We start from the raw sequence: 23,386 nt of genomic DNA, 5'->3' as shown, positions 1-23,386 counted from the left end.
TGTGTCAAACGCCCATATACTAAAGGCATGGTTTCTTCGCACGGCATGACCAAAGATCCCCACATCAACGAATGTTGTTCACTCAGCAACGGCCCCCTAGACCAGGCCGATTCCGTGCATCTTGCCCAGCAATTCAAGGTACTTGCAGATCCCGCCCGACTTCGTCTTTTATCCATCTTGTGCGATAAAGGCTGCGGCCCGATGAGCGTTTCCGAACTGACCACATTATCCGGTCTCAGCCAGCCAACGGTATCTCACCATCTTGCAAAATTGCGGGATGCTGGCCTCCTAGCCAAACGACAGACTGGCCGCACCGTCACCCACGAAGTGCAAAAGCAAGCTTTCACCGCACTGTGCAAGCTACTCTCCTTCGACTAAAAAGCCGCCAACCTTAAAATCTTGGCCTAATATGTCTGCAACACTGTGAATCAAGCAAAGTTTTTAGCCCCTCAATAAATCCCCTTATAAATGAAAAGGCCCGAGCTTAATGCTCGGGCCTCCTTGAAATCTAGGTAACGTCAGTACTTAGAGGTTGGGGAACCAAATTCCGATCTCGCGCTCTGCGGACTCTGGGGAGTCGGAGCCGTGCACGATGTTCTCGCCCACGCTGAGTGCAAAGTCACCGCGGATGGAACCGGGCGCGGCCTTGGAGACTGGGTCGGTGCCACCGGCCAGCTGGCGCCATGCCTCGATGGCGCGCTCGCCTTCAACGACGCCGGCAATCAATGGTGCGGAGGTGATGAAGTCCACCAGCTCGCCGAAGAATGGCTTATCCTTGTGCTCTTCGTAGTGCTTTTCTGCGGTCTCGCGGTCAGCTACTCGCAGGTCCAGCTCGGCCAGCTTGAGGCCCTTGCGCTCGATGCGGGCAATAATCTCGCCCACGTGGCCGTTCTTTACGCCGTCCGGCTTAATAAGGATCAATGTACGTTCAGTCATGCCCCATACTGTACCGAATACCCACAATTCTTCCACGACCGAGGGCTATATGCGGGGGCAGCGCAGTGGGCGGCACTAAGTAAGCTGCTGGACTATCTCCGTCGCGCGCTCGTGGGAGGTCCCCCTAAACCAGAGGCGCACTTGGTTAACCGCCGTGCCGAACTGGCCGTTGCCCAGCAAGCGCTTAATCTCTGCGCGCTGCTTTTCATCCAAATCATCAAGGGTGGCTTCTTCCGCCCGTTGAAAATTAGTACGCAGGGCCAAGACCAAAAATACGGCGGCAATGATTAGCGCCACCGCCGGCAGCCACGGCGCTCCCGTGGCCGCGCGGGCAGCTACCGCGGCAATGCAGGCTAGGGCCGCGAGGACGAGATAGACGGTGCGCATGGACACTACTTCTGATTGAGGTGCTGGGTAGTTAAGTAACCGCGCTTCATGCGGGCGATGAGGTTGCTGCGCAAATACACCGCGAGGAGCCACTCCATGCCAAAGATGATGAAGATCGCGGCGATGGACCAGTGCGCCATAAAGCCAAGGATAAGGCCCAATAGCTGCGCCCATACGATGACGGTCAGCGCCCACTTCTTATTCATAAACGCGATCATTCCCAAGTGGAATATCAGGGCACCTATCACCAGGCCGTAGTTAAAGGGCGTCCACAGCGTTCCGTCATACAGCTTGTACAGAAGCGGCAGGGCCAAAACGAGGGTGATCGACTCCATGATGAGCGAGCTGGCGATGACCATGCCATTAAAGCTCTTAAGGGGATCCTTGACGGGGTCTTGCCCCAGACCCAACGGGCCGATTTCATTATCCGCGACTTCGTCGCCGCGGCGAGGCGGGCGGGACCTGGGGTGAGGGCTGGTCATGCGGGCTCCTTTCCAAACATCGCGCGGGCTTCGCCGGCGGTGATCACCGAACCGGTAATCACAATACCGGAGCCGGATTGCACTTCGGATTCCTCGGCCAGCTCCACGGCTTGCGCATAGGCACCGGGCAGATCATCGGCCACATAGACGCGCTCTTCGCCATAAATATCGCGGGCCGTTTCCGCTAGCTCATAGGCATCGATCGCGCGCGGCGAGGAGTTTTGGGTGATGACCACCTCGCTCAAGTACGGCTCCAGCGCGGCGAGGATTCCCTGGGCGTCCTTATCGGCAAAGATGGAGACTACGCCGATAATCCGCGCGAAGTCGAAATCACGGTCAAGCGCTGCGCCGAGCGCCTTGGCCCCGTGGGGGTTATGGGCGGCATCGATAAACGTCGTGGGCGAGGTGCGCACGCGCTCGAGGCGGCCGGGCGAAATCGTCTTCGCAAAACCCGTGCGCACCGAGGCAATATCCAAGGGATGCCCAGAAGAGGCACCGAAAAAAGCTTCCACCGCGGCAAGGGCAACGGCCGCGTTCTTGGCCTGGTGCTCGCCGTGTAGTGGCAAGAAAATGTCCTCATACATGCCGCCAAGGCCCTGAATATTGACCTGCTGGCCACCGACCGCGATGCGGGATTCTAATGCCGCAAACTCCGCGCCGGAACGCGCCACGCCCGCATCCATATCCACCGCGCGCTGCAGGATGACCTGCATGGCCTCGGGGTCTTGCTCGGCGATGATGGCGATGTTCTCGTTCGGGGTCAGCGGATCTTCGGCATCGGCGCGGCGCTTGATGATGCCTGCCTTCTCCCCCGCAATCTCCCGAATATCGCTGCCCAGGTAATCCGTGTGGTCAAGACCCACCGGGGTGATTACGGAGACGTCCGCATTGACCACGTTCGTGGCGTCCCACAGCCCACCGAGGCCAACCTCGACGACGGCGACGTCAACGGGGGCATCGGCAAACGCTGCATAGGACAGGCCCACCAGGACCTCGAACTTGGACATGGGGACATCGGAACGCGCATCCACCATCTCCACATACGGCTTGATTTCGTGCCACAGGCGCACGTAGTCGCGCGGGTGGATGGGCCGGCCATCGATGCCGATGCGCTCGGTGACCCGCTGCAGGTGCGGGCTGGTGACCAGGCCCACGCGGCGGTGGAAGGAACGCAGCAGCGAATCGACCATGCGCGCGGTAGAAGACTTGCCGTTGGTGCCCGCGATGTGGATGACATCAAAGGATTGCTCGGGGTGGCCGAGCAAATCCATGAGCATCTCGATGCGCTCCAGGGTGGGCTCGATCTTGGTCTCCGGCCAGCGCTGGTTGAGCTCGTCTTCCACCTCACCGAGCGCCTGCAGCTCCTCCGGGGATACCTCTTGGGGCGCGGCGTCATTATATTCTTCGTCCTCGCCCATGCCCAGGTTCAGGGTCAGGCCCGATTCCGTGATCTCCACCGGGGTGCCCTCGGTACCCTCCTTGAGGGCGTCGACGATCTCAAAATCGTCCTCTCCCCCGGCGGCCTCGCCATTGCCGTTGGCGTCGTGATTGAAGCGCTGATCTGACACTACTTAAGGCCCTCCAAACGGCTGGTAATGCGCTCGACTTCCTCGCGCGCGATGTCTTGGCGCGCCCGAATCTTATTGACCACGTCTTCCGGCGCCTTGGCCAGGAAGTTCTCATTGCCCAGCTTTTTGCCTGTCTGTTCCAGTTCCTTATTGGCCTTGGCCAGATCCTTTTCCAGGCGCTTGCGCTCGGCTTCAACGTCGACCGCACCGTGGGTATCCAGCGTGACCTCCACGGTGGCCTGGGACAGACGCACCTCAATGGAGGCCGAGGGGTTAAAGTCCTCGTCCGGCGCGGTGGTATTGGCCAGGTTGCGGACCAATTCCTCTTGGCCCTGCAGGTCTGCCGCGGCGAAGTCGAGGCGGCCCGGTACCTTCTGCGATGGCTTGACGCCCTGATCGGAGCGGAAGCGGCGCAGCTCGGTGATGAGCTTATCGGCATCGTCAATGCGGCGGGCGGCCACCGCGTCCTTGGTGGCGCCACCGTTGGTATCGGCCACCGTGGGCCATGGGGCGATGACGATGGATTCCCCGCCGGTCAATGCCTTCCACAGCACCTCGGTCACATACGGCATGGTGGGGTGCAAAAGGCGCAGCACGACGTCGATGACGCGGCCCAAAACGATCTGGGTATTGCGGCCTTCTACCGTTTCGCCATCGCGAGGGATCTGCGTCTTGGCAATCTCCAGGTACCAGTCACAGAGCTCGTCCCAGGTGAAGTGGTAGAGCAGCTCGTTGGCCTTGGCAAATTGATAATCGTCCAAGTAGGCATCGACCTGGGTGCGCACCTCTTCAGCGCGGTCGAGGATCCAGCGGTCGGCATCGGAAAGCTCCGTGCGGCTGGGCAAAGGTGCCACGCCGGCGCCGTTCATCAGCGCAAACTTAGTGGCGTTAAAGAGCTTGGTCGCAAAGTTACGCGATGCCGCGGCGGCATCGGAACCCAGCGGCAAATCCACGCCCGGGTTAGCGCCGCGGGCAAGGGTAAAGCGCAAGGCATCCGCACCGTAATCGCGCACCCAGTCCATGGGGTCAATACCGTTGCCCAGGGACTTGGACATCTTACGGCCCTGCTCATCGCGAACCAGACCGTGCAGGTAGAGGTCCTTGAAAGGAATCTGCGGGCGACCATCGGTGCCCTGACCCAAAAGCTCTGGGGTTTTGGCGCCGGCGAAGGTGCCAAACATCATCATGCGCGCGACCCAGAAGAACAGGATGTCATAGGCGGTGACCAGCACATTCGTGGGATAGAACTTCTCCAGATCTGGAGTCTTATCGGGCCATCCCAGGGTGGAAAATGGCCACAGCGCCGAAGAGAACCAGGTATCAAGGACATCAGGATCCTGCTTGTAGCCTGCCGGCGGCTCCTCATCCGGGCCGACACAAACGATATCCCGTTCCACCTCGCCGGACTCGTTCGTGCGTTCTGGGCCGTACCAAATGGGGATGCGGTGGCCCCACCACAGCTGGCGGGAAATACACCAATCATGCATGTCATCGACCCACTCGAAATAGCGCGGCTCCAGCGACTTCGGGTGCAAGACGGTATCGCCCTCGCGCACGGCATCACCAGAAGCCTTCGCCATCTGCGAAACATCGACGAACCACTGCAGCGACAAGCGCGGCTCGATGGGCTCACCGGAACGCTCCGAGTGGCCCACGGAGTGGACATAGGGGCGAATTTCTTTGACTACGCGCCCCTGTTCCCGCAGCGCCTCGCGGATCTCCACGCGCGCTTCTTCTCGCGTCATGCCATCAAAACGGGTGCCGGTATGCGCGATGTGGCCGGTGGTATCCATGACCGTCGGCATATCCAAGTCATGGCGGGTACCCATGGCGTAGTCATTGGGATCGTGGGCCGGGGTGATCTTTACCGCACCAGTACCAAAATCCATGTCCACGTAATCATCGGCGATGATCTTCAGCTTCAGATCATCGCGGAAAGGGTGATCCAATTCCTGACCCACGAGGTGGGCGTAGCGCTCATCGTCGGGGTGGACGGCAATGGCGACATCGCCAAGCATGGTTTCCACGCGAGTGGTGGCAACAATAAGGTGCGGCTCATCGTCATTGAGCGAGCCATAGCGGATGGAGACCAGCTCGCCCTCGACGTCCTTGTAGACGACCTCGATATCAGAAACGGCGGTCTCCAGCACCGGCGACCAATTGACTAGGCGGTTGGCCCGGTAAATCATGCCCTCATCATAGAGGTTCTTAAAGATGGTCTGCACCGCGCGGGACAGCCCCTCATCCAGGGTGAAGCGCTCGCGGGTCCAGTCCACGGAGTCACCAATGGCGCGCATCTGGTTCTGGATGGTGCCACCGTATTGCTCTTTCCATTCCCAGACCTTGTCGATGAACTCCTCGCGCTCATAGTCCCAGCGCTTCTTTCCCTCCTGCTCACGCAGACGGGCCTCCACCTTGGTCTGGGTGGCGATGCCTGCGTGGTCAGCGCCCGGCAGCCACAGGGTGGCATAGCCCTGCATGCGCTTGCGGCGAATGATGGAGTCGATCAGAGTGTGGTCCAAGGCGTGGCCCATGTGCAGCTGGCCGGTGACGTTCGGCGGCGGCAGCACGATGGAATAGGGCTCCGCCTCCGAGGATGCATCCGGGGTGAAGTAACCGGCGCTTACCCAGCCTTCGTAGAGGTCTTTTTCTACTGCCTGCGGCTCCCAGGACTTGGGAAGCTGGTCCGCGCGGTTGGTGCCAACGAGTTGCTCTTTATTCTGATCAGTCACCTGGCCAACTCTACCCTGTGCGTCAACTGGCACCACCGGCCTGTCTAGAGTAAGGGCATGTCTCACAACCCTGGCCACCGCGCCCGCCTCCGCACCCGTTACTTCACCCAAGCCAAAGACAACTCTCAGGCCTTCGCGTGCCTGACGAGCTACGACTGCTTGACCGCCGAAATCTTCGATGAAGCCGGGGTCGATCTCCTGCTCGTCGGCGATTCCCTGGCCAACGTGGTGCTGGGCCGCGAAACCACGCTCTCGCTCACCCTCGATGAGATGATCCCGCTGGCCCGCGCGGTGGTTGCTTCGACCTCCCGCGCCTTCGTGGTGGTGGACCTTCCCTTCGGCTCCTATGAGGACGGCCCCTCCCAGGCGCTGGAGACCGCGGTGCGCGTCATGAAGGAAACCGGCGCGCAGGCCGTGAAGCTGGAGGGCGGTGCGGAGCGCGCTCCCATTGTTGCCGCGCTTGTCGCCGCCGGCATCCCGGTCTGCGCCCACATTGGCTTTACACCCCAGCAGGTCCACGCCTTGGGCGGCTTCGTGGTCCAAGGCCGGGGTGCCGGTGCGGAGAAGCTTCACGACGACGCCCGCGCCCTCGCCGAGGCCGGCGCCTTCGCCGTGGTGCTGGAGATGGTCCCGGCAGCCCTTGCTGAGCAGGTGACCAAGGAGCTGCCCATCCCCACCATCGGCATCGGCGCCGGCGCGCAGACCGACGGTCAGATTCTGGTGTGGACCGATGCCTTCGGCCTGGGAGGTCCCAAGGCGCCGCGTTTTGTGCGCCGCTACGCGAATCTGCGCGGCGCGCTGCTGGAAGGAGCGAAGGACTATGTCGCAGATGTGGGTGAACGTTCCTTCCCCAACGCCGAGGAGTCTTTCGAGGACTAAGGTCTTAAGCCATGCAGATCCTCACAACTAAATCCGAACTCCGTGCCTTCCGCGCGGCAGCGTCCGGTTCCGTGGGTTTGGTGCCCACGATGGGCGCGCTTCACGACGGCCACGCTTCCCTCATTCGCCGCGCCCGCGAAGACAACGACACCGTGGTGTGCTCGGTCTTTGTCAATCCCCTCCAGTTCACGGACCTGGGCGACTGCGAAGACTACCGCGCCTACCCGCGCACCCTCGACGCGGATGCCGCACTGCTGGACTCGTTGGGAGTCGATGCGGTCTTCGCCCCCAGCGTGGAGGAAATGTACCCGGGTGGCACCCCGCGGGTGTGGGTGCGCACGGGTGAGATGGGCTCGGTCTTGGAAGGTGCCTCGCGCCCCGGCCACTTTGACGGCGTGGCCACCGTGGTGAGCAAGCTGTTTCACCTTGTCACACCAGACCGCGCTTATTTTGGGCAAAAGGATGCGCAGCAAGTAGCGATCATCCGCCGCCTGGTGGCGGACCTCGACCTGCCGCTGGACATCATCAGCGTGCCCATCGTGCGCGCAACGGACGGCGTGGCCGAGTCCAGCCGCAATGCGCGCCTCAGTGCCGCCGAGCGTGAGCAGGCGGTCGCCTTATCCCAGGCACTCTTCGCGCTGCAGGATGGCGCCTCACGTGAAAAAGCTGAGGCCCAGCTCGCTTCCTCCCCCGGCGTGACGGTGGATTACCTCACCGTGGTGGACCCGGCCACGCTCGAGCCCGTAGATGCACAACACCGGCCCGCCTTGGCGCTGGTAGCAGCGCATGTGGGGCCGGTGCGGCTCATCGATAACTTGGTGCTGGAGGCTTAACCTTTCAGCAGGTGGGCTACGGCCTCGCGCTCCTCACGCAGCTCCTGCACGGAGGCTTCGATGCGCTCCTTCTGGAAATCGCTCAACTCTAAGCCTTGGACGATTTCCCACTTGCCGTCGCGGCAGACGGTGGGGAAACCGCAGATGAGGCCTTCATCGACGCCGTAGGAGCCATCCGAAGGCACGGCGGCAGTGCGCCAATCCTCGGTGCCGTGGACCCAATCGTGCATGTGGTCCACAGCGGCGGAAGCTGCCGACGCAGCAGACGAGCTGCCGCGCACCTCAATGATCTCCGCGCCGCGCTTGGCCACCTTGGGGATCATCTCCTCGCGGTACCACTGCTCATCTACCTCGGCGTTGGAGAAGGCAATATCCGGGAACTGGGTCGCGGAGTGATTGCCCCACACCGCGATCTTGGAAAAGTCCTTGGTGGCCTGGCCCGTCTTGGCCGCCAGCTGGCCCAAGGTGCGGTTGTGATCCAGGCGCATGAGCGCATTGAACTGGGAGTTATCCAGATCTGGAGCGCTATGCGCAGCGATGAGCGCGTTGGTATTCGCCGGGTTGCCCACCACCAGCACGCGAATATCGCGCGCCGCATAGTCATTGATGGCCTTGCCTTGCTCGGTAAAGATGGCGCCGTTGGCCTCGAGCAGGTCTGCGCGCTCCATGCCCTTGCTGCGTGGGCGAGAGCCAACGAGGAATGCGGCAGACGCATCGTCGAAGGCTACCTTGAGGTCATCAGTAACTGTGATCGAGTTGACCAGTGGCAGGGCGGAATCGCGCAGCTCCATAGCCACGCCCTCTGCCTTTTCTACTACCGCCGGGATTTCCAAGAGAGCAAGGTCCACTGGGGTGTCCTTGCCAAATACGTCGCCTGCGGCGATCCGCCACAGCAGGGAGTAGGCGATATTTCCAGCGGCGCCGGTGACGGTTACTTTTACTGGTTGGGTCATGCTAATTCCTCCTCGTATGTCGTGGAGTTGTAAGCGCCCCTCATGCGCGCCACCCTCCACGGGATGTATCCACCCCCGAGCTTAGCGCCATCCGGAGGTAATGTGTTGTGAAATTAATCCCCCTCTTTCGGAGGGAAAACGCCGCCAAATTTCCGGATATTACCCCCATTTACCTCCAAATTAACGCCCCCAATGGGCACATTGCTCCCGCGGGGTGGGATTAATCGGGCATGATGGAGGCGGCACAGCCCCACCGGCGGGTGCGCTTGCAGGGATGCATTCACTGCCTTTGGGCGGGCTGCACGTTGGTCAACCGCTACCACATCGGACCCAATAGTACGGCCGCCCAAGCAGCACTCGAGACACTACCGACTATCGCCACATCGGCGCCGCGAAGCAGAGATAGGACACATGCTATGAGCACTGAGCACACCGAACCGCTGCACGCTGCGGAGCAGGCGGAGGACTCCGACGCTCACGCTGCGGATTCCATCAGCACCGATGCCGTGGTGGATATCGCCATTTCCCAGTTTTCCGCGTGGGGGTTTACTGAAACCAAGCTGGACACCATCGCCGCGGAATCCGGCATGTCCAAGCGCATGATCCACTACCACTTTGGCGATAAGCAGGGCCTGTACTTGAGGGCCTTGAGCACCGCCGCCGAGCGCCTCCGCCCCGACGAAGAGGATCTGGAACTCGATTCCGCAGTCCCGGTCGAGGGCGTGCGCAAGCTGGTGGACTGGATTTTTTGGCAATACGTCAACCACCCCGAAGCCATTCGCATGATGACCTGGGAAACCGCGCAGTCCATCGTGGGGTCTTCCACCAATCCCGTGGCGGATTTCAGCGGCGTCGCCCTGCACCTCGATCGCCTGCTCATGCTGGGCCAGGACGCCGGTGCCTTCCGGCCAGGCATTTCCACCAATGATATTTTCACCATCATTGCCTCGCTCACCTCGTACCGCGTGACCAACCGGGCGATGATGGACAACCTGTTGGGCGTGGATATGTCCAGCCAGGCAAATACCGACGGCATGCACCGGCTTACCGTCGATGCCGTGCTGGCATTCCTCACCGCCAATATCCCCGATTCCGGCCACGAGTCTTATTTGGTGCCTTCTGATGCCGACGAGGGCGATGAAGCCTCCCCGCAAGATATCTACGGCGAGGCATAAAAGTAGGGGCACCGGCTGCTTGCCGGTGCCCCCTTCTCACTAAGCCGATTCCTTCGCCTCATCCTTGTAGGTGAATTCGGGCTCTGCGCCCTGGGTGACGCAGTCTGCGGTGATGTGCACGGCGGAAATATCTTCTCTGTCTGGCAGCTCAAACATCACTGGAACGAGCAGCTCTTCCAGGATCGCGCGCAGGCCGCGCGCGCCGGTTTTGCGCTCGAGGGCGAGCTCAGCGATAGCATCCAGCGCCCCGTCCTCCATGTGCAGCTCGCAGTCATCCATCTCAAATAGGCGGCTGTACTGCTTGAGTAGCGAGTTCTTGGGCTCAGTAAGCACCTTGACCAGGGCCTCGCGGTCCAAGTTATCCACCGTCGCCACCACGGGCAGGCGGCCGATAAATTCTGGGATCAAGCCGAACTTCACGAGGTCTTCCGGGCGCACCTGGGAGAATAGGTCCACCTTTTCCCGCTCGTCTTCGGTGCCCAGCTTCGCGCCAAAGCCAACGCCCTTCTTGCCCACGCGATCCGCGATCACCTGGTCGAGGCCCGCAAACGCGCCAGCGACAATGAAGAGGATATTGGAGGTATCTAGCTGGATAAATTCCTGGTTCGGGTGCTTGCGCCCGCCCTGTGGCGGGATGGCGGCCACGGTTCCCTCCAGGATCTTCAGCAGCGCCTGCTGCACGCCCTCGCCGGAGACATCGCGGGTAATGGAGGGGTTTTCAGACTTGCGGGAAATCTTATCCACCTCGTCGACGTAGATGATGCCGCGCTGGGCACGCTCCACGTCAAAGTCCGCTGCCTGCAGCAGCTTCAAGAGGATATTTTCTACGTCTTCGCCCACATAACCGGCCTCGGTCAAGCTGGTGGCATCCGCGATGGCGAAAGGCACATCCAGCAGGCGCGCCAAGGTCTGCGCCAGGTAGGTCTTACCGGAACCGGTAGGCCCCAGCATCAAAATATTGGACTTAGAGATCTCTACCTCTTCGCCCTCGGCCTTCTTCCGGCGCGCATCCAACGCGGCGGATTCTTCGGCCTTAATGCGCTTGTAGTGGTTATACACCGCTACCGACAGCACGCGCTTGGCCTTGTCCTGGCCAATGACGTACTTATCCAAAAAGGAAGAAATCTGCGAAGGCTTGGGCAGGCGCACCTCCGCCTCGGAAGACTCCTCGGCCTGCTCGTGGCCGAGCTCTTCTTCAATAATCTCATTGCAGAGCTCGATGCACTCATCGCAGATGTAGACCCCGCCACCGGCAATGAGCTTTTTCACCTGCTTTTGGCTCTTTCCGCAGAAGGAACACTTCAGGAGATCAGCGCTTTCTTGCATACGTGCCATTCAGTACTTTCACACTCGCTCTTGTTTACCGCTTCTAAAGGTGGGGCGGGAAGGCTCGCTTACTTCCATCCCCGCGGTTCGTTGTTCAAAAATCTACCTTAGTAAATCAACCCGACGCGGCTCCTATTCATTCCCTCCGCGTGGCGAAATTCGCAGATCTTTCTCCGCCCGCACAACTAAACTTGGAAAGTGGATCCTCCACCACCCCACCACCAACGAAGGAGCCATTTTATGTTCGACCTCACGGACCGTACCGCGATTGTCACGGGCGGGGCAGCGGGCATCGGCAAGGGCATCGTTGCCTCCCTGCGCGAAGCCGGCGCTAACGTTGTCATCGCCGATATTGACATCGACAAGGCCGAAGCCACCGCCGCGGAACTCGGCGCCACCGCTTATCCCGTCGATGTCACCGATAGGGCCTCCATTAAAGAAAATGTTTGCGAAGGTCCACGCCACGCACGGTGCAATTGACATTGTCTGTTCCAATGCCGGTGTCTTTCCCAACTGCCCACTGGAAGAGATGACGGATAAGCAGTGGGAAACCATGTTTGATATCAATACCCACGGCACGTTCAAGGTTGTACAGGAAGCCTTGCCGTATATGAAAGAACGCGGCTACGGGCGCATCGTCATCACTACTTCCATTACCGGCTCGCACACCGGCTTTCCCGGCTGGGCGCATTACGGCGCCTCCAAGGCGGCCCAACAGGGCTTTATCCGTTCCGCTGCCTTAGAAATCGCCCGCGATGGCATCACCATCAATGGCGTTTTGCCCGGCAATATCCTCACCGAGGGACTGGAAGCACAGGGCCAAGACTACCTCGATGAGATGACTCGCTCCATCCCGCTGCACCGACTCGGCAGCCCCCGCGATATTGGCAACGCCGCAGCCTTCCTTGCGTCCACCGAGGCCGGATATATCACCGGCCAAACGCTGATCATTGACGGCGGCCAGCTCCTGCCCGAAACCCCTGAGGCCATCCTGCCGCCGCGCTAGCGCTTGCCGATGCCCAGCCCTATAACGCAGATAACCCCGCCGACACCGAGGATGGTGCCTGGCGGGGTTATCTAGTGCGGCTTTTATTGCAGCCAGCCGAATTCGAGCAAGAATGCCTCGACATCGAGCATTTCCAACTCATCTGGCGCGTGGCCGGCAACGAATGCGAAGGACTCAGCGACGTCCTTGGTCGTCGCGGGGGTCAGCCCCGCGTCAACGAGATTTTCCGCTACGCGGGCAGAAACCGGCGTCTGCGACACCGTATCCAAACCCGTACCCGTGGTGGAGTCCTTGAACATATCGCTAATGCCACCAAAGAAGGTCCGCATTGTGTTCATCTCTCACCTCTCAATGTTGCGTTGTTGATAGGCATCAATATACTTGGTACTTACCCACTAAGCAACCCCAAAGCCACTTAAAGTTAACCTTTTGTTAACTTTAAGTGGCTGTGAGGCATATTACATGGTCACGGGCCTGCCCCTGGCCCGCGGGTTATTTTAGAGTTCGCCAAATGGGGTGAAGCCAAAGTAGTGGTCTAGGCTATCGCGCGCGATCCACGCGATTGCTACTACGATGACGGCACCCAATACGGCATAAACGGTCCATCCCAGCACCTTCATCTGCCGGCTAGCGGGAGTATCTCCTACCACCACGCCGTTATCATCACGGATGGGATCTCCCGTCATGGAACGCATGCCCAGAGCGAAGAGCAGGGGAATGCCGGCGCCGAAGACAAGGGCCAAGCCAGCGACTCGGAGTATAGATTCAAAGATTTCTGCAACAGTCATGTTCTAGCGCTCCTCGTGCGGAGTAGATGAGGTGGAGTTAGTGTCCCCGTCGACCGCCGCTACTGGGGTCATGCCCCCTGCGGCTGCGACGGACTCTTTCGCACCAACGCGCGGCTCCAAGGAAGAATCCACGGACTCAGCATTTTCCTCCCAGTCATTATTGACGTTGGAAGCATCGACTGGGTTCATGCGGGAGCGGATGACGATAAGTGCGGCCATGGCCAAGAGCAGGACGAAGTCCACGATGGCGCCGGTAGCTACTGTCGTGGCAGAGGACACGCCGTGGGCCAGCCACCAAGAGGCGAAGCCAACGAAGGCGGCGCAGGGCAGCGTAATAAGCCAAGCCGCCACCATGCGCATCGCTACGCCCCAACGCACTTCCGCGCCGCGGCGTCCCAAACCAGTACCAAGGATGGAACCGGTGGACACGTGGGTCGTAGACAGCGCCATGCCGCCGGAAGCGGAGGTCAAGATGATGGCTGCAGATGTAGCCTCGGCTGCCATACCTTGCGGGGATTCGATCTCCACCAAGCCCTTACCCAGGGTGCGGATAACGCGCCAGCCACCGGACAAGGTACCGGCCGCAATGGCAATCGCACAAGCGACAATGACCCAGGTTGGAATGCGAGCATCGGCAGCCGCGTGGCCCGAAGCCACGAGCGCGAGGAAGATAACGCCCATGGTCTTCTGAGCGTCACCGGCACCGTGTGCCAGCGATACCAAGCAGGCGGTCACAATCTGGCCATGGCGGAAGTGCTCGTTCTTTTCCTTATTTGGAATGGTGTTGGTCACCCAATAAACGAGGAAGGTGGCGCAGGCGGACACCAACGCGGCGATAATCGGGGACGCCACCGCCGGAATGATGATCTTGGCCATAATAGAGGTCCACTCCACTCCCCCAGTGCCCATCGCTGCAAAGCCTGCACCGATAAGGCCGCCGAAAAGGGCGTGGGAAGAGCTGGACGGCAGCCCGAGCAACCAGGTGAAAAGGTTCCACAGAATACCGCCGATAAGGCCAGTAAAGACCACCATCAACAGGGCCTGGCCGTCCGAGTCAGCGGCTGCACCCGAAAGGTCATAGGAATCGAGGTTGACGATTCCTTTGGCCACCGTTGCCGCGACATTCACGGACAAGAATGCGCCAACGAGGTTAAGTACGGCAGAAATCGCCACCGCAGTAAATGGCTTCAACGCGCCAGTAGCAATGGAGGTTGCCATCGCATTGGCGGTGTCGTGAAAACCATTGGTGAAGTCGAAGGCTAAGGCGGTAAACACCACAATGCCCAAGATAATCAGAGTCGCTGTCACAGCATTGGCCCCTTGTAAGCAATTAACAAATGAGAAGAAAGTGCAATTACGGCGCCGTCACGCGTCGCGTACGAAGTGCAGCGTACTCCGCAATAATAAGCTGAGCCAATAGTGTTTCTAAGAAGTAAACTGCACTTTGCCTAGTGTTAACTTTCCGCACCTACCTCCGCGTTAGTCGCTTGTCGAAAATATACGGTTTACCAGCAATTTTTAGGAAACCTAATCTATTTTCTGCCTTTAATACCGTGGCAGAAAACACTAAGAGAGGTGCGCCGGCTTAACACCAACGCACCTCTCGAAATACAGGCTTTAGTTTCCCTTTTTAGCGGAAGGTAGCAAACTTCTTGACCACCCAGCGGCTCAGCACGAGCAGAACGATGCCCAGTGCGATGGAGACGACACCCAAGGAAATAAAGAAGGTGTTTTCTGCACCCGCATCCTCTGGGTTGTAGAAGCTAGCCAGCGAACCGGCAAGCGCGGTACCCATGGCCACGGCCATCATCCACACGGCCATCATGCGCGACGGGAACGCCTCTGGCGCCACCTTGGTGGCCAGGGAGTTACCCACTGGTGACAGCATCAGCTCACCCATGGTGAACAGGAAGAGGATCCAGATAATGACATACATTGGCGTGGAGTTTGCGCCCGAGCCAGAGAACGGCAGGAAGAAAAAGAGCGAAATACCGATGATGATATTGGCCACGCCGAACTTCACCGGCGTGGACCACTGACGGTCACCAAGCTTCGTCCACATAGCTGCGAAGATTGCAGAGAAGATAACGATGAAAATCGGGTTAATGGACTGCACCAATGACGGCGGGATCTCGATACCAAAGATGTGGCGGTCTAGGCGCACATCGGCGTAAATGGTCATCACGGTGAATTGCTGCTGGAAGATACCGAAGAACAGCACACCGGAGATGAACATCGGAATAAAGCCCAAGAGGCGGTTCTTTTCTTTCCGGCTCACCAAATCAGAGGTGTACATCTGAATCCAGAAGTAGACGGCGGCGATCAGGGCAACAGCAGTGACGATATTGGACAGCCACTCCACCTTGATGATTCCGGTACCCAGGCCGATGACCATGACGAGGATGGCGACGACAATCGCACCAAGGCCCATCAGGCGCTGCTTGGAGTCCGCCGGGTTCGGAATGTCATGGCCGGCATCCTTAATGGTGGTCTTACGCATGGCGGTGTACTGGATAAGGCCTAGCGCCATACCGACGGCAGCGATGCCGAAGCCCCAGTGGAAGCCCTTCCAGCCCCACATTGCGGTGGTAAGAAGCGGACCAAAGAGGGCACCAATATTAACGCCCATATAAAAGACGGAAAAGCCGCCGTCACGGCGAGGATCGTCGCGACTATACAGCGAGCCCAGCACCACCGAAGCGGTGGTCTTCACACCACCGGAACCAACGGCGATGAGGATCAGGCCGATAGCCAGGCCTGTTACGGCAGGGATGAAGGCCAAGACGAGGTGTCCAGCCATCACCATGACTGCAGAGTAGAACAGGGTGCGTTCCGCACCGAGGATGCGGTCAGCTACCAACGATGCCAGCAGGCACGCCATGTACACCAAACCGCCGTAGGCACCGACGATCGACGTCGCATCGCCGCGGTCGAGGCCCAAGCCGCCATCGGTAGTTGCGTAGTACATGTACAGCAGCACGATGGACTGCATGCCGTAGAAGCTGAATCGCTCCCACATTTCCACACCGAACAGGTTAGCCAGCCCCCACGGGTGGCCGAAAAATGTACGCTCCCCGCTCGAAGCAGCGGGTGCGGAGGTTCGATCCTCCGCCTCTGGTTCCTTATTTGTCATAACATAATACGACCACTCAGAGGCCTAATTCACAAATCGGCCATTATACGTGAAACATCGCACTATATTAATCTGCCTAACGACCTGCAGATATTTCTCTGAAAGATTCACCCCGTTTGGGGTAGATGTTCGCCCTCCGTTGCTCCCCTGACATACCCCTCATAGGAATATACTGCAGTCACTTATGCGCAAATAATAAAAGCCCTGCGAGCGCTCCTCTCGAAGCGGCCTCGCAGGGCCTCCACTGATGGATTCAGTCCATCAGGACCGTATTAAGAATTGAGCTTGCGGTACTCAAAGACGGTATCGATGATTCCGTATTCCACGGCATCTTCCGCGGTCAGGATCTTATCGCGGTCGGTGTCGATGCGGATTTGCTCGGCCGTACGGCCGGTGTGCTCCGCCAGGGTGTTTTCCATCAAGGTGCGCATACGCTCAATCTCTGCGGCCTGGATTTCCAAGTCCGAGACCTGACCCTGGGTGCCCTGGGTTGCAGGCTGGTGGATCAATACGCGGGAGTTCGGCAGCGCCGCACGCTTGCCCGGAGCACCAGCAGCCAACAGCACTGCGGCAGCAGAAGCCGCCTGGCCCAGGCACACGGTCTGCACGTCTGGGCGCACGTAGCGCATAGTGTCATAAATTGCCATCAAGGCAGTAAAGGAACCACCAGGCGAGTTGATGTACATGGTGATGTCACGGTCCGGATCTTGGCTTTCAAGAACCAACAACTGGGCCATGATGTCATTGGCGGAGGTGTCATCGACCTGTGTACCCAGGAAGATGATGCGCTCTTCAAAGAGCTTGGAGTACGGGTTGGTTTCCTTCGTCCCCTGAGCGGACTGCTCAATAAAGGAAGGCAGTACGTAACGGGAACTTGGCATCTGCGACTTATTCATAATGATTTTCTCCTTATTCCCTAGTTGCTCAGTGGGCCGTTCACGGACTCGATAACGTGGTCAACAATGCCGTAGTCCTTGGCTTGCTGCGCAGTCATCCAGCGGTCGCGGTCAGAGTCCTTGGTGATCTGCTCGAAGGTTTGGCCGGTGTGCTCTGCAATGAGCTCAGCCATCTCGCGCTTGGTCTGGGCGAATTGCTCCGCTTGGATGGCGATATCGGCAGCGGTACCGCCCACACCAGCGGAAGGCTGGTGCATCATGATGCGAGCGTGCGGCAGCGCATAGCGCTTGCCCTTCGTACCACCGGAAAGCAGGAACTGACCCATGGAAGCAGCCAAGCCCATGCCGTAGGTGGAGATATCGCAGGGCGAGTACTTCATCGTGTCATAAATGGCCATGCCCGCGGTCACGGAGCCACCCGGGGAGTTGATGTAGAGCGAAATATCGCGCGTGGGATCCTCTGCGGAAAGCAGCAGGATCTGTGCGCACAACTTATTGGCAATTTCATCGTCTACCTGGGTGCCCAAAAAGATAATGCGCTCGTGCAACAGGCGCTCGTAGACGCTGTCACCCAAGTTCAGGCCGGAGCCTGCCGGGGTGGTCATCTGAAGCTGGTCAGATTTCTTAGACATTCGAAAAGTCTCCTTGAGGACGGTTAATCTCTAATGCCACCACACTACTTAATGTGGCGATAATTGTGGGGTCTGTTCGCTATCAGCGTTTGCACCGATCTTTGTCTGCGTTTTCGACCCGGCGATGAGAAAAGCCCAGCCAGACTTCCTCGTGTATGCGAGGAGTCAAGCTGGGCTTTAAGAAGAGGATTTACTCCGCGTCGGTAGCTTCGTTTTCGTCTTCTTCTACTTCACCGAAGTACTGCTCAACGTCAACGTCGTTGCCCTCTTCATCCTTGACGGTGGTGCGGCAAATGGCGGCAGCCAGTGCCTTGCCGCGGCGTACGTCAGAGAACAGGTTGGCAATCTGGCCGTTGGACTGCAGCTGCTGGATGAACTGGTTCGGGTCCATGCCGTAGGACTGAGCGGTAAACAGGATGTGATCCGAGAGTTCCTGCTGGGAAACTTCCGGCTCTTCCTTTTCTGCCACAGCATCCAAGAAGATCTGCGTGCGCACGGACTCTTCAGCCTGCTCGCGGGTCTGCTTATCAAACTCTTCGCGGGAGGTGCCCTGTGCCTCGAGCAGCTGTGCCAGTGCCTTCTCATCGTGTGCCAGCTGGCCCAAGATCTGGTGCAGCTGGGCGTGAGCCTGCTCGTCGACGACGGACTGGGGCAGTTCAAAGTCGACATCGGCAAGCGCAGCCTTCAGAACCTCATCGCGGATCTGGCCGGCCTGCTCAGCCTTCTTGGACTCCTCGACCTCGGTCTTGGTAGCTTCACGCAGCTCCTCGATGGTGTCGTACTCGGAGGCCATCTGGGCGAACTCATCGTCCATGTCCGGCAGCTTGCGCTCCTTGGTCTGCTGCACGTGAACCTTGAAGGTAGCTTCTTCGTCCTTGTGCTCACCAGACTGGATGGTGGAGGTGAACTCGTTATCCTCGCCAGTCTTCATGCCGCGCAGTGCGGTGTCTAGACCCTTGATGAGGTTGTCATCACCAATGGAGTAGGACAGGCCTTCGGTGGAAGCATCCTCGATCTTCTCACCGTCTACCTCGGCAGTGATGTCGATGATGGCGTAGTCACCGGTCTTCATCTTGCGCTTGGTGTCCTTCAGCTCACCGAAGCGCTCTGCGAGATCCTCGAGGGCTTTGTCCACGTCTTCTTCGCCAGCTTTGATGGCGGGGACGGTGACGGAGATTTCGGAGAAGTCCGGAACCTCGAACTCAGGGCGAACATCAACCTCGGCGGTGAACTCGACGAAGTCCTTGTCCTCGATCTTGGAAATGTCCACGTCCGGCTGGCCGATGACCTTCAGGTCCTCGGACTGAACGGCCTGCTCGTAGCGGGAAGGCAGCATGTCATTGACGACCTGCTCCAGAATCGGTCCACGGCCGAAGCGAGCGTCGATCAACTGGCGCGGGGCCTTGCCCTTACGGAAACCTGGAATAGAAACCTGCTGCGCGATTGCCGCGTAAGCTTGATCGATTTCCTGGTCTAGCTCCGCAAACGGAACGTTGACGGTGAGCTTAACGCGGGTATCGCTCAGCTTGTCTACGGTGGTCTTCACGAGTGAATCTCCCTGGCTTCATTGTTTTCTACGTACATAAAAATTAAAGGGGGTCTGAAAAACCTTATTAGGGCATTTTCAGACCCCCATACGTCGGGGCGACAGGATTTGAACCTGCGACCCCCTGCTCCCAAAGCAGGTGCGCTACCAAACTGCGCCACGCCCCGTATGTAGGCCACCAAGTTGCCTTGGCTGCGTTGCATACCTGAGCCAGTTTAGCGTGTTGGTTTTAAATCTCCTAAATCAGCCCCTTGTTAATGGCGTATACGCAGGTTAGCGGCATAATTTCTGGCAGCTTGACTTAGAAATCGAAATCAAACATGCCGTCAAAGAATCCGCCGCCATCACCGTCAGATAATCCGTCGAAGAAGCCGCCACCGTCACCGGCGTCTCCCCCTCCGGCATCGCCGCCCATATCGCCGGCGTCCCCGGCGTCTCCGGCATCTCCGCCGCCGTCGGCTCCGTCCATTCCTTCGCCACCCTCGGCGCCGCCCCAGTCGCCGTTTTCTGCGGCGGCTGCGGAATAGCCCACGCCGGACATGCCGGCAAACATGGCGTTAAACATCATGGAATAACCCATCATCCACACGCCCGTTTGCAGGGCATCCGCCCACCAAGGGCAGGAGTACCAACCGGCCGGGACAGGGCGGCCGGCCACGGTTCCGCCTGGGTAATAGTTCGGGGTTTCCTCGGAGGCGTACGGTGAGGCAGTCAGCTGCTCGCCATTGGCATCCACCGTGCGTTTTTCGGTGACCTTACCGGCGGCGCGCTGCCCCTCCAGCGGCGGCAATTCCGGCCCCGGGTTCATGTCCATAATCTCGCGGGCAGCATTGACGTAATGCATACCCTCAAGCGCCGATTCGCGGGCCAAGTTGGCCTGCTTGACCGTGGTGGCCTGCGAAATTGCGGAATTGGCCGCGGTAAAGCGCTCCGATGCATCCGCCATTGCCTGCTGCGAGGCGGTATCCGTGCCGGAGATCTGCATGACCTGACCGCCCAGGCGCTCAATCCAGCGACGCGCATCCGCTTGGGCATCCGCTAACTGCTGCGCCTCTCGCTCCTCCCGATTCTTTTTTGAGCTGCGCGAGGATAGATACCACGCGCCACCACCGAGTACGACTACAAGAAGTAGGAGTTCCACAACAATCATCGCTTTCTTTGCCGGAATTGGTTCTATCTATTTTAACGGCCTATCCACTGCGTGTGTTCCCTATTTTCGTTTTGGGGCGCTCATGCGCTAAAGTAGCCGACAGCGTTCAAGGTAACGCTGTGGGAATGTCGTATAGTGGCTAATACCTCAGCCTTCCAAGCTGAAGACGCGGGTTCGATTCCCGTCATTCCCTCGCTTTAACCCACCTTGCGGTGGGTTTTTCCATATCTACAGCTTGGAATTCCTCTGCCCTAACGAGGCACTGCTTGCCGATGCCCCTCCTCCATCCCGCTCCCCGGCTCCCCGCTAAGTGCGGTCATAAATACATCACATTGGGGCGGTGGCCAGATAAGCGTAATCTGGTGTGCATGACCGTACCTAATATTACTTTGAACGATGGAAATACTATCCCTCAACTGGGCTTTGGTGTCTTCCAGATGGACCCGGAAAAGACCGAGGAATACGTAGCTGAGGCTCTGCGCGTGGGCTACCGCCACATCGATACCGCAGCCATTTACGGCAATGAAGAAGGCGTAGGCAAGGCCATCGCCAACTCCGGCATCCCGCGCGAGGAGCTTTTCATTACCACCAAGCTGTGGAATGACCGCCACACCGATGCCGCTGCGGCGCTGGATGAATCCCTGCAGAAGCTGGGCCTTGACTACGTTGATCTGTACCTCATCCACTGGCCTACCCCGGCTAAGGGCACGTACGTTGAAGCTTGGAAGCAGCTCATTGAACTGCGCAAAGAGGGCAAGGCGAAGTCCATCGGCGTGTCCAACTTTGAGCCGGAGCACTTAGATCAGCTGGAGGCACACACAGACGTCGTCCCCGCGATTAACCAGGTGGAGCTGCACCCTTACCTGCAGCGCTGGCGCGAACTGGACGCTGGCCGCGCCCACGGCATTGCCATCGAGGCATGGGGCCCGCTGGGTCAGGGCAAGAGCGATATCTTGGAGGCACCAGAGGTTACTGAAGCCGCCGAGGCGCACGGTGTTTCTCCAGCCCAGGCCATTATTCGCTGGCACCTGCAAAATGGGGTCATCCTCTTCCCTAAGTCTTCGACGCCATCGCGCATTGCAGAAAACTTCGACGTCTTCGGCTTCGAGCTCACGGATGCGGAAATGGCCGCCATTACCTCTTTGGAGGAAGGCGAAGACGGCCGCGGTGGGCATCACCCCAATGACATGAACGACGCCTAATGCGTTTGGTGTAACCACCACATAGAAACGCCGCGTGGCCCAAAGGCCCGCGGCGTTCATTTATGTCTATTCAAGGAACCTGGCGGTTTTAGCGCGGGTCCTTAGGCAGCTCGGGTGGGATATTGGTGCGCTCGTATTCTGCGAGGATATCGATGCGACGCTGGTGGCGCTCGGCGCGGGACCATTCTTGATCCAAGAAGGCATCCACGATTTCTAGGGCCTCTTCTTGCGAGTGCATGCGCCCGCCGATGCCGATGAGCTGCGCATTATTGTGCTCGCGGGCCAGGCGCGCGGTTTCTGGCGACCATGCCAGCGCGCAACGTGCGCCCTTGACCTTATTGGCGGCAATCTGCTCGCCATTTCCGGATCCGCCCAGCACGATTCCCAGGGAACCTGGATCGTTGACGGTGCACAGGGCCGCTTCAATGCAGAATGCGGGGTAGTCATCCTCGGCGTCATAGGTATGAGCGCCGCAGTCGATAACGTCATGGCCTTGTTTGGTGAGGTGTTCAGAAATCAGGTTTTTGGTCTCAAAACCTGCGTGGTCAGCTCCAAGATATACGCGCATAACCCCCACAATACCGGCACCGCCGCCTTCTAGGCACCACTTTGCATAACCTATTTCGCTCATAGCCCGGCGCTGTTAAGCTAAAGCGCAGACTACGTGCTGCAACGAAAGGCGATAAAAATGAGCCCTCGCGTCCTCGCCCTCTACGGCAGCATCCTTGCTATCGCGGTGCTGTTATTTGCGGCGAATATTTTCTTAATCAATAAAAACTACCTCGTGCCGCTTATTCATTCCGTACTTTTCACACTCGCCCACCTTGTTCTGGGGCTGTGGTGGCTGAATCAGCGGGTAATAAAGAAAAATCGCCTCGGCGGTTTGGCCGCGGTGATTGGGATTTTATCCCTGCTCACCGCGGCCTCATGGGCTACGTGGGTGGCCGCCGCTTGGTCAGAATTCCAAGCGCAAACGGCCCTGCCCATTATTAATATCGCCGGGGTACCGGCGTTTTTACTCACGCCGGTCATCGCGGTGTGCTGCCTAGCCGCCGCGGTGCGCCGCAAGCAAGACCAGCAGCGCTTATAACTAGTCCTCTTCCACCTGCGGCATCTCCGTGCGGGAGCGCTTGAGCTCGAAGAAGTAAGGGAACTGGGCTAGGCGCACGGAGGCATCGAAAAGCTCACCAGCTTCCTCACCCTTGGGAACGCGGGTAATAACCGGGCCAAAGAAGGCGGTATCGCCCAGCTTAATAACCGGGGTGCCTACCTCATCGCCCACGGAAGAAATGCCGTTGTGGTGGTATTCGCGCAGCTTCTCATCGTATTCCTCGGTGTGGGCCACCTCCGCAAAGTCTGCGGGGAGGCCAACCTGCTCTAATGCCTGGGCGATGAACTCGTCATAGCCGCCATCGCCCTTCTTACCGCCGTTGCCCTTGGCATGAATCAGGGTGCCCATGGCGGTATAGAGCTCATCTACCTTTTCTGGCTGCTCGGTCTTAACCTTGGCGAATACGCGGGCAGGGCCCCAGTTGGCCTCCATCATTTCCATGTATTCGGGATCAAGATCGCGGCCATCGTTAAGCACCGACAGGGACATCGGCTCGAATTCCACCGTAATATCGCGGACCTTTTCTACCTCTTTGATCCAGCGGGACGTTGCCCATGCGAAGGGGCAAGAAGCATCGAACCAAAACTTAACTGGGGTAGTCATTATTCCTCCTTGAAATAAGTGCAGTTTGCCCCACCACTGTAAACGCGC

23 protein-coding genes, 2 tRNA genes and 1 pseudogene are annotated in these 23,386 nt (G+C 58.9%); 8 read left to right on the top strand and 18 right to left on the bottom strand.

Annotated features, from left to right (window positions below):
* The first annotated feature begins 27 nt into the window (after positions 1-27).
* Entirely contained in the window at positions 28-378 is a 351-nt protein-coding gene (locus tag ABRP84_RS04470; RefSeq protein WP_284771605.1) for an ArsR/SmtB family transcription factor, read from the top strand.
* Positions 379-525: 147 nt separating this feature from the next.
* On the opposite strand, the gene ndk is transcribed toward ABRP84_RS04470, so the two are convergent.
* The 5 genes from ndk to ABRP84_RS04445 form a co-directional block, all read right to left on the bottom strand.
* Entirely contained in the window at positions 526-936 is a 411-nt protein-coding gene (ndk, locus tag ABRP84_RS04465) for a nucleoside-diphosphate kinase (RefSeq protein WP_005277934.1), read from the bottom strand.
* A gap of 75 nt (positions 937-1,011) precedes the next feature.
* Positions 1,012-1,323, bottom strand: a complete 312-nt coding sequence (locus ABRP84_RS04460) for a hypothetical protein (RefSeq protein WP_349852848.1) — start codon at positions 1,321-1,323, stop codon at positions 1,012-1,014.
* 5 nt (positions 1,324-1,328) lie between these two features.
* Positions 1,329-1,805, bottom strand: coding sequence for a DUF4233 domain-containing protein (locus ABRP84_RS04455; protein WP_278722345.1), 477 nt, complete (start codon positions 1,803-1,805; stop codon positions 1,329-1,331).
* The gene (folC, locus tag ABRP84_RS04450) at positions 1,802-3,373 is read right to left on the bottom strand and encodes a bifunctional tetrahydrofolate synthase/dihydrofolate synthase (RefSeq protein ID WP_502879785.1); all 1,572 of its coding nucleotides are present in this window, start codon (positions 3,371-3,373) and stop codon (positions 1,802-1,804) included. The genes ABRP84_RS04455 and folC overlap by 4 nt, the downstream gene beginning before the upstream one ends.
* Positions 3,373-6,105 carry a valine--tRNA ligase gene (locus ABRP84_RS04445; RefSeq protein WP_349852847.1) on the bottom strand — a complete coding sequence of 911 codons (2,733 nt, stop codon included), beginning with the start codon at positions 6,103-6,105 and terminating at the stop codon, positions 3,373-3,375. Before ABRP84_RS04445 ends, folC begins: the two co-directional genes overlap by 1 nt.
* A gap of 57 nt (positions 6,106-6,162) precedes the next feature.
* Here ABRP84_RS04445 and panB point away from each other — a divergent pair, with 57 nt between their 5' ends.
* Together panB and panC are read left to right on the top strand one after the other, a co-directional pair.
* Positions 6,163-6,984 (top strand): 3-methyl-2-oxobutanoate hydroxymethyltransferase, encoded by an 822-nt coding sequence (gene panB / locus ABRP84_RS04440; protein WP_005277923.1) that lies wholly within the window; start codon positions 6,163-6,165, stop codon positions 6,982-6,984.
* Between the two features lie 11 nt (positions 6,985-6,995).
* On the top strand, positions 6,996-7,817 hold the full coding sequence (gene panC / locus ABRP84_RS04435) for a pantoate--beta-alanine ligase (RefSeq protein WP_349852846.1): 822 nt from the start codon (positions 6,996-6,998) through the stop codon (positions 7,815-7,817).
* Here the strand turns inward: panC and ABRP84_RS04430 are convergent.
* Positions 7,814-8,770, bottom strand: coding sequence for a malate dehydrogenase (locus tag ABRP84_RS04430; RefSeq protein ID WP_349852845.1), 957 nt, complete (start codon positions 8,768-8,770; stop codon positions 7,814-7,816). The two genes, panC and ABRP84_RS04430, sit on opposite strands and share 4 nt — an antisense overlap.
* Positions 8,771-9,186: 416 nt before the next feature.
* On the opposite strand from ABRP84_RS04430, the gene ABRP84_RS04425 reads away from it, so the two are divergent.
* Positions 9,187-9,945: a TetR/AcrR family transcriptional regulator gene (locus ABRP84_RS04425; protein ID WP_349852844.1), complete on the top strand. Its 759-nt coding sequence runs from the start codon at positions 9,187-9,189 to the stop codon at positions 9,943-9,945.
* A gap of 39 nt (positions 9,946-9,984) precedes the next feature.
* Here the strand turns inward: ABRP84_RS04425 and clpX are convergent, their stop codons facing one another.
* Positions 9,985-11,280: an ATP-dependent Clp protease ATP-binding subunit ClpX gene (clpX, locus tag ABRP84_RS04420; protein WP_023017073.1), complete on the bottom strand. Its 1,296-nt coding sequence runs from the start codon at positions 11,278-11,280 to the stop codon at positions 9,985-9,987.
* A gap of 231 nt (positions 11,281-11,511) precedes the next feature.
* Here clpX and fabG point away from each other — a divergent pair.
* Positions 11,512-12,277: pseudogene (gene fabG, locus ABRP84_RS04415) on the top strand (3-oxoacyl-ACP reductase FabG).
* 83 nt (positions 12,278-12,360) lie between these two features.
* Here fabG and ABRP84_RS04410 read toward each other — a convergent pair.
* From ABRP84_RS04410 to ABRP84_RS04370, 9 genes are all read right to left on the bottom strand, one after another.
* Positions 12,361-12,615, bottom strand: a complete 255-nt coding sequence (locus tag ABRP84_RS04410; RefSeq protein WP_005277906.1) for a hypothetical protein — start codon at positions 12,613-12,615, stop codon at positions 12,361-12,363.
* Positions 12,616-12,774: 159 nt separating this feature from the next.
* A complete protein-coding gene (locus ABRP84_RS04405; RefSeq protein ID WP_349852843.1) occupies positions 12,775-13,065 on the bottom strand; it encodes a hypothetical protein in 291 nt (96 codons plus the stop codon).
* 3 nt (positions 13,066-13,068) lie between these two features.
* Positions 13,069-14,373 carry an inorganic phosphate transporter gene (locus tag ABRP84_RS04400; protein ID WP_349852842.1) on the bottom strand — a complete coding sequence of 435 codons (1,305 nt, stop codon included), beginning with the start codon at positions 14,371-14,373 and terminating at the stop codon, positions 13,069-13,071.
* A 322-nt stretch (positions 14,374-14,695) separates the two neighbouring features.
* Positions 14,696-16,198: a peptide MFS transporter gene (locus ABRP84_RS04395; RefSeq protein ID WP_349852841.1), complete on the bottom strand. Its 1,503-nt coding sequence runs from the start codon at positions 16,196-16,198 to the stop codon at positions 14,696-14,698.
* 272 nt (positions 16,199-16,470) lie between these two features.
* Positions 16,471-17,097: an ATP-dependent Clp protease proteolytic subunit gene (locus tag ABRP84_RS04390; RefSeq protein WP_198010484.1), complete on the bottom strand. Its 627-nt coding sequence runs from the start codon at positions 17,095-17,097 to the stop codon at positions 16,471-16,473.
* 17 nt (positions 17,098-17,114) lie between these two features.
* The gene (locus ABRP84_RS04385; RefSeq protein ID WP_023023580.1) at positions 17,115-17,726 is read right to left on the bottom strand and encodes an ATP-dependent Clp protease proteolytic subunit; all 612 of its coding nucleotides are present in this window, start codon (positions 17,724-17,726) and stop codon (positions 17,115-17,117) included.
* Between the two features lie 190 nt (positions 17,727-17,916).
* Positions 17,917-19,272, bottom strand: coding sequence for a trigger factor (tig, locus tag ABRP84_RS04380; protein ID WP_349852840.1), 1,356 nt, complete (start codon positions 19,270-19,272; stop codon positions 17,917-17,919).
* A 93-nt stretch (positions 19,273-19,365) separates the two neighbouring features.
* Positions 19,366-19,439 (bottom strand) — tRNA-Pro (locus tag ABRP84_RS04375).
* Positions 19,440-19,573: 134 nt separating this feature from the next.
* Positions 19,574-20,422, bottom strand: a complete 849-nt coding sequence (locus ABRP84_RS04370) for a DUF1542 domain-containing protein (RefSeq protein ID WP_349852839.1) — start codon at positions 20,420-20,422, stop codon at positions 19,574-19,576.
* 121 nt (positions 20,423-20,543) lie between these two features.
* Between ABRP84_RS04370 and ABRP84_RS04365 the strand changes: the two genes are divergently transcribed.
* Together ABRP84_RS04365 and ABRP84_RS04360 are read left to right on the top strand one after the other, a co-directional pair.
* A tRNA-Gly gene (locus tag ABRP84_RS04365) sits at positions 20,544-20,615 on the top strand.
* A 175-nt stretch (positions 20,616-20,790) separates the two neighbouring features.
* The gene (locus ABRP84_RS04360; protein WP_349852838.1) at positions 20,791-21,624 is read left to right on the top strand and encodes an aldo/keto reductase; all 834 of its coding nucleotides are present in this window, start codon (positions 20,791-20,793) and stop codon (positions 21,622-21,624) included.
* Between the two features lie 88 nt (positions 21,625-21,712).
* On the opposite strand, the gene ABRP84_RS04355 is transcribed toward ABRP84_RS04360, so the two are convergent.
* Positions 21,713-22,192: a ribose-5-phosphate isomerase gene (locus tag ABRP84_RS04355; RefSeq protein ID WP_005277878.1), complete on the bottom strand. Its 480-nt coding sequence runs from the start codon at positions 22,190-22,192 to the stop codon at positions 21,713-21,715.
* Positions 22,193-22,312: 120 nt separating this feature from the next.
* On the opposite strand from ABRP84_RS04355, the gene ABRP84_RS04350 reads away from it, so the two are divergent.
* Positions 22,313-22,714: a hypothetical protein gene (locus tag ABRP84_RS04350; RefSeq protein ID WP_284610603.1), complete on the top strand. Its 402-nt coding sequence runs from the start codon at positions 22,313-22,315 to the stop codon at positions 22,712-22,714.
* Here ABRP84_RS04350 and ABRP84_RS04345 read toward each other — a convergent pair whose 3' ends face one another.
* Entirely contained in the window at positions 22,715-23,338 is a 624-nt protein-coding gene (locus tag ABRP84_RS04345) for a mycothiol-dependent nitroreductase Rv2466c family protein (RefSeq protein WP_302526668.1), read from the bottom strand.
* Between the last annotated feature and the right edge of the window lie 48 nt (positions 23,339-23,386).

Source organism: Corynebacterium sp. KPL2861 (genome assembly GCF_040225475.1).
GTDB lineage: Bacteria > Actinomycetota > Actinomycetes > Mycobacteriales > Mycobacteriaceae > Corynebacterium.
The sequence above is the reverse complement of the archived record's forward strand: the minus strand, read 5'-3'. Positions and strand labels throughout refer to the sequence as shown.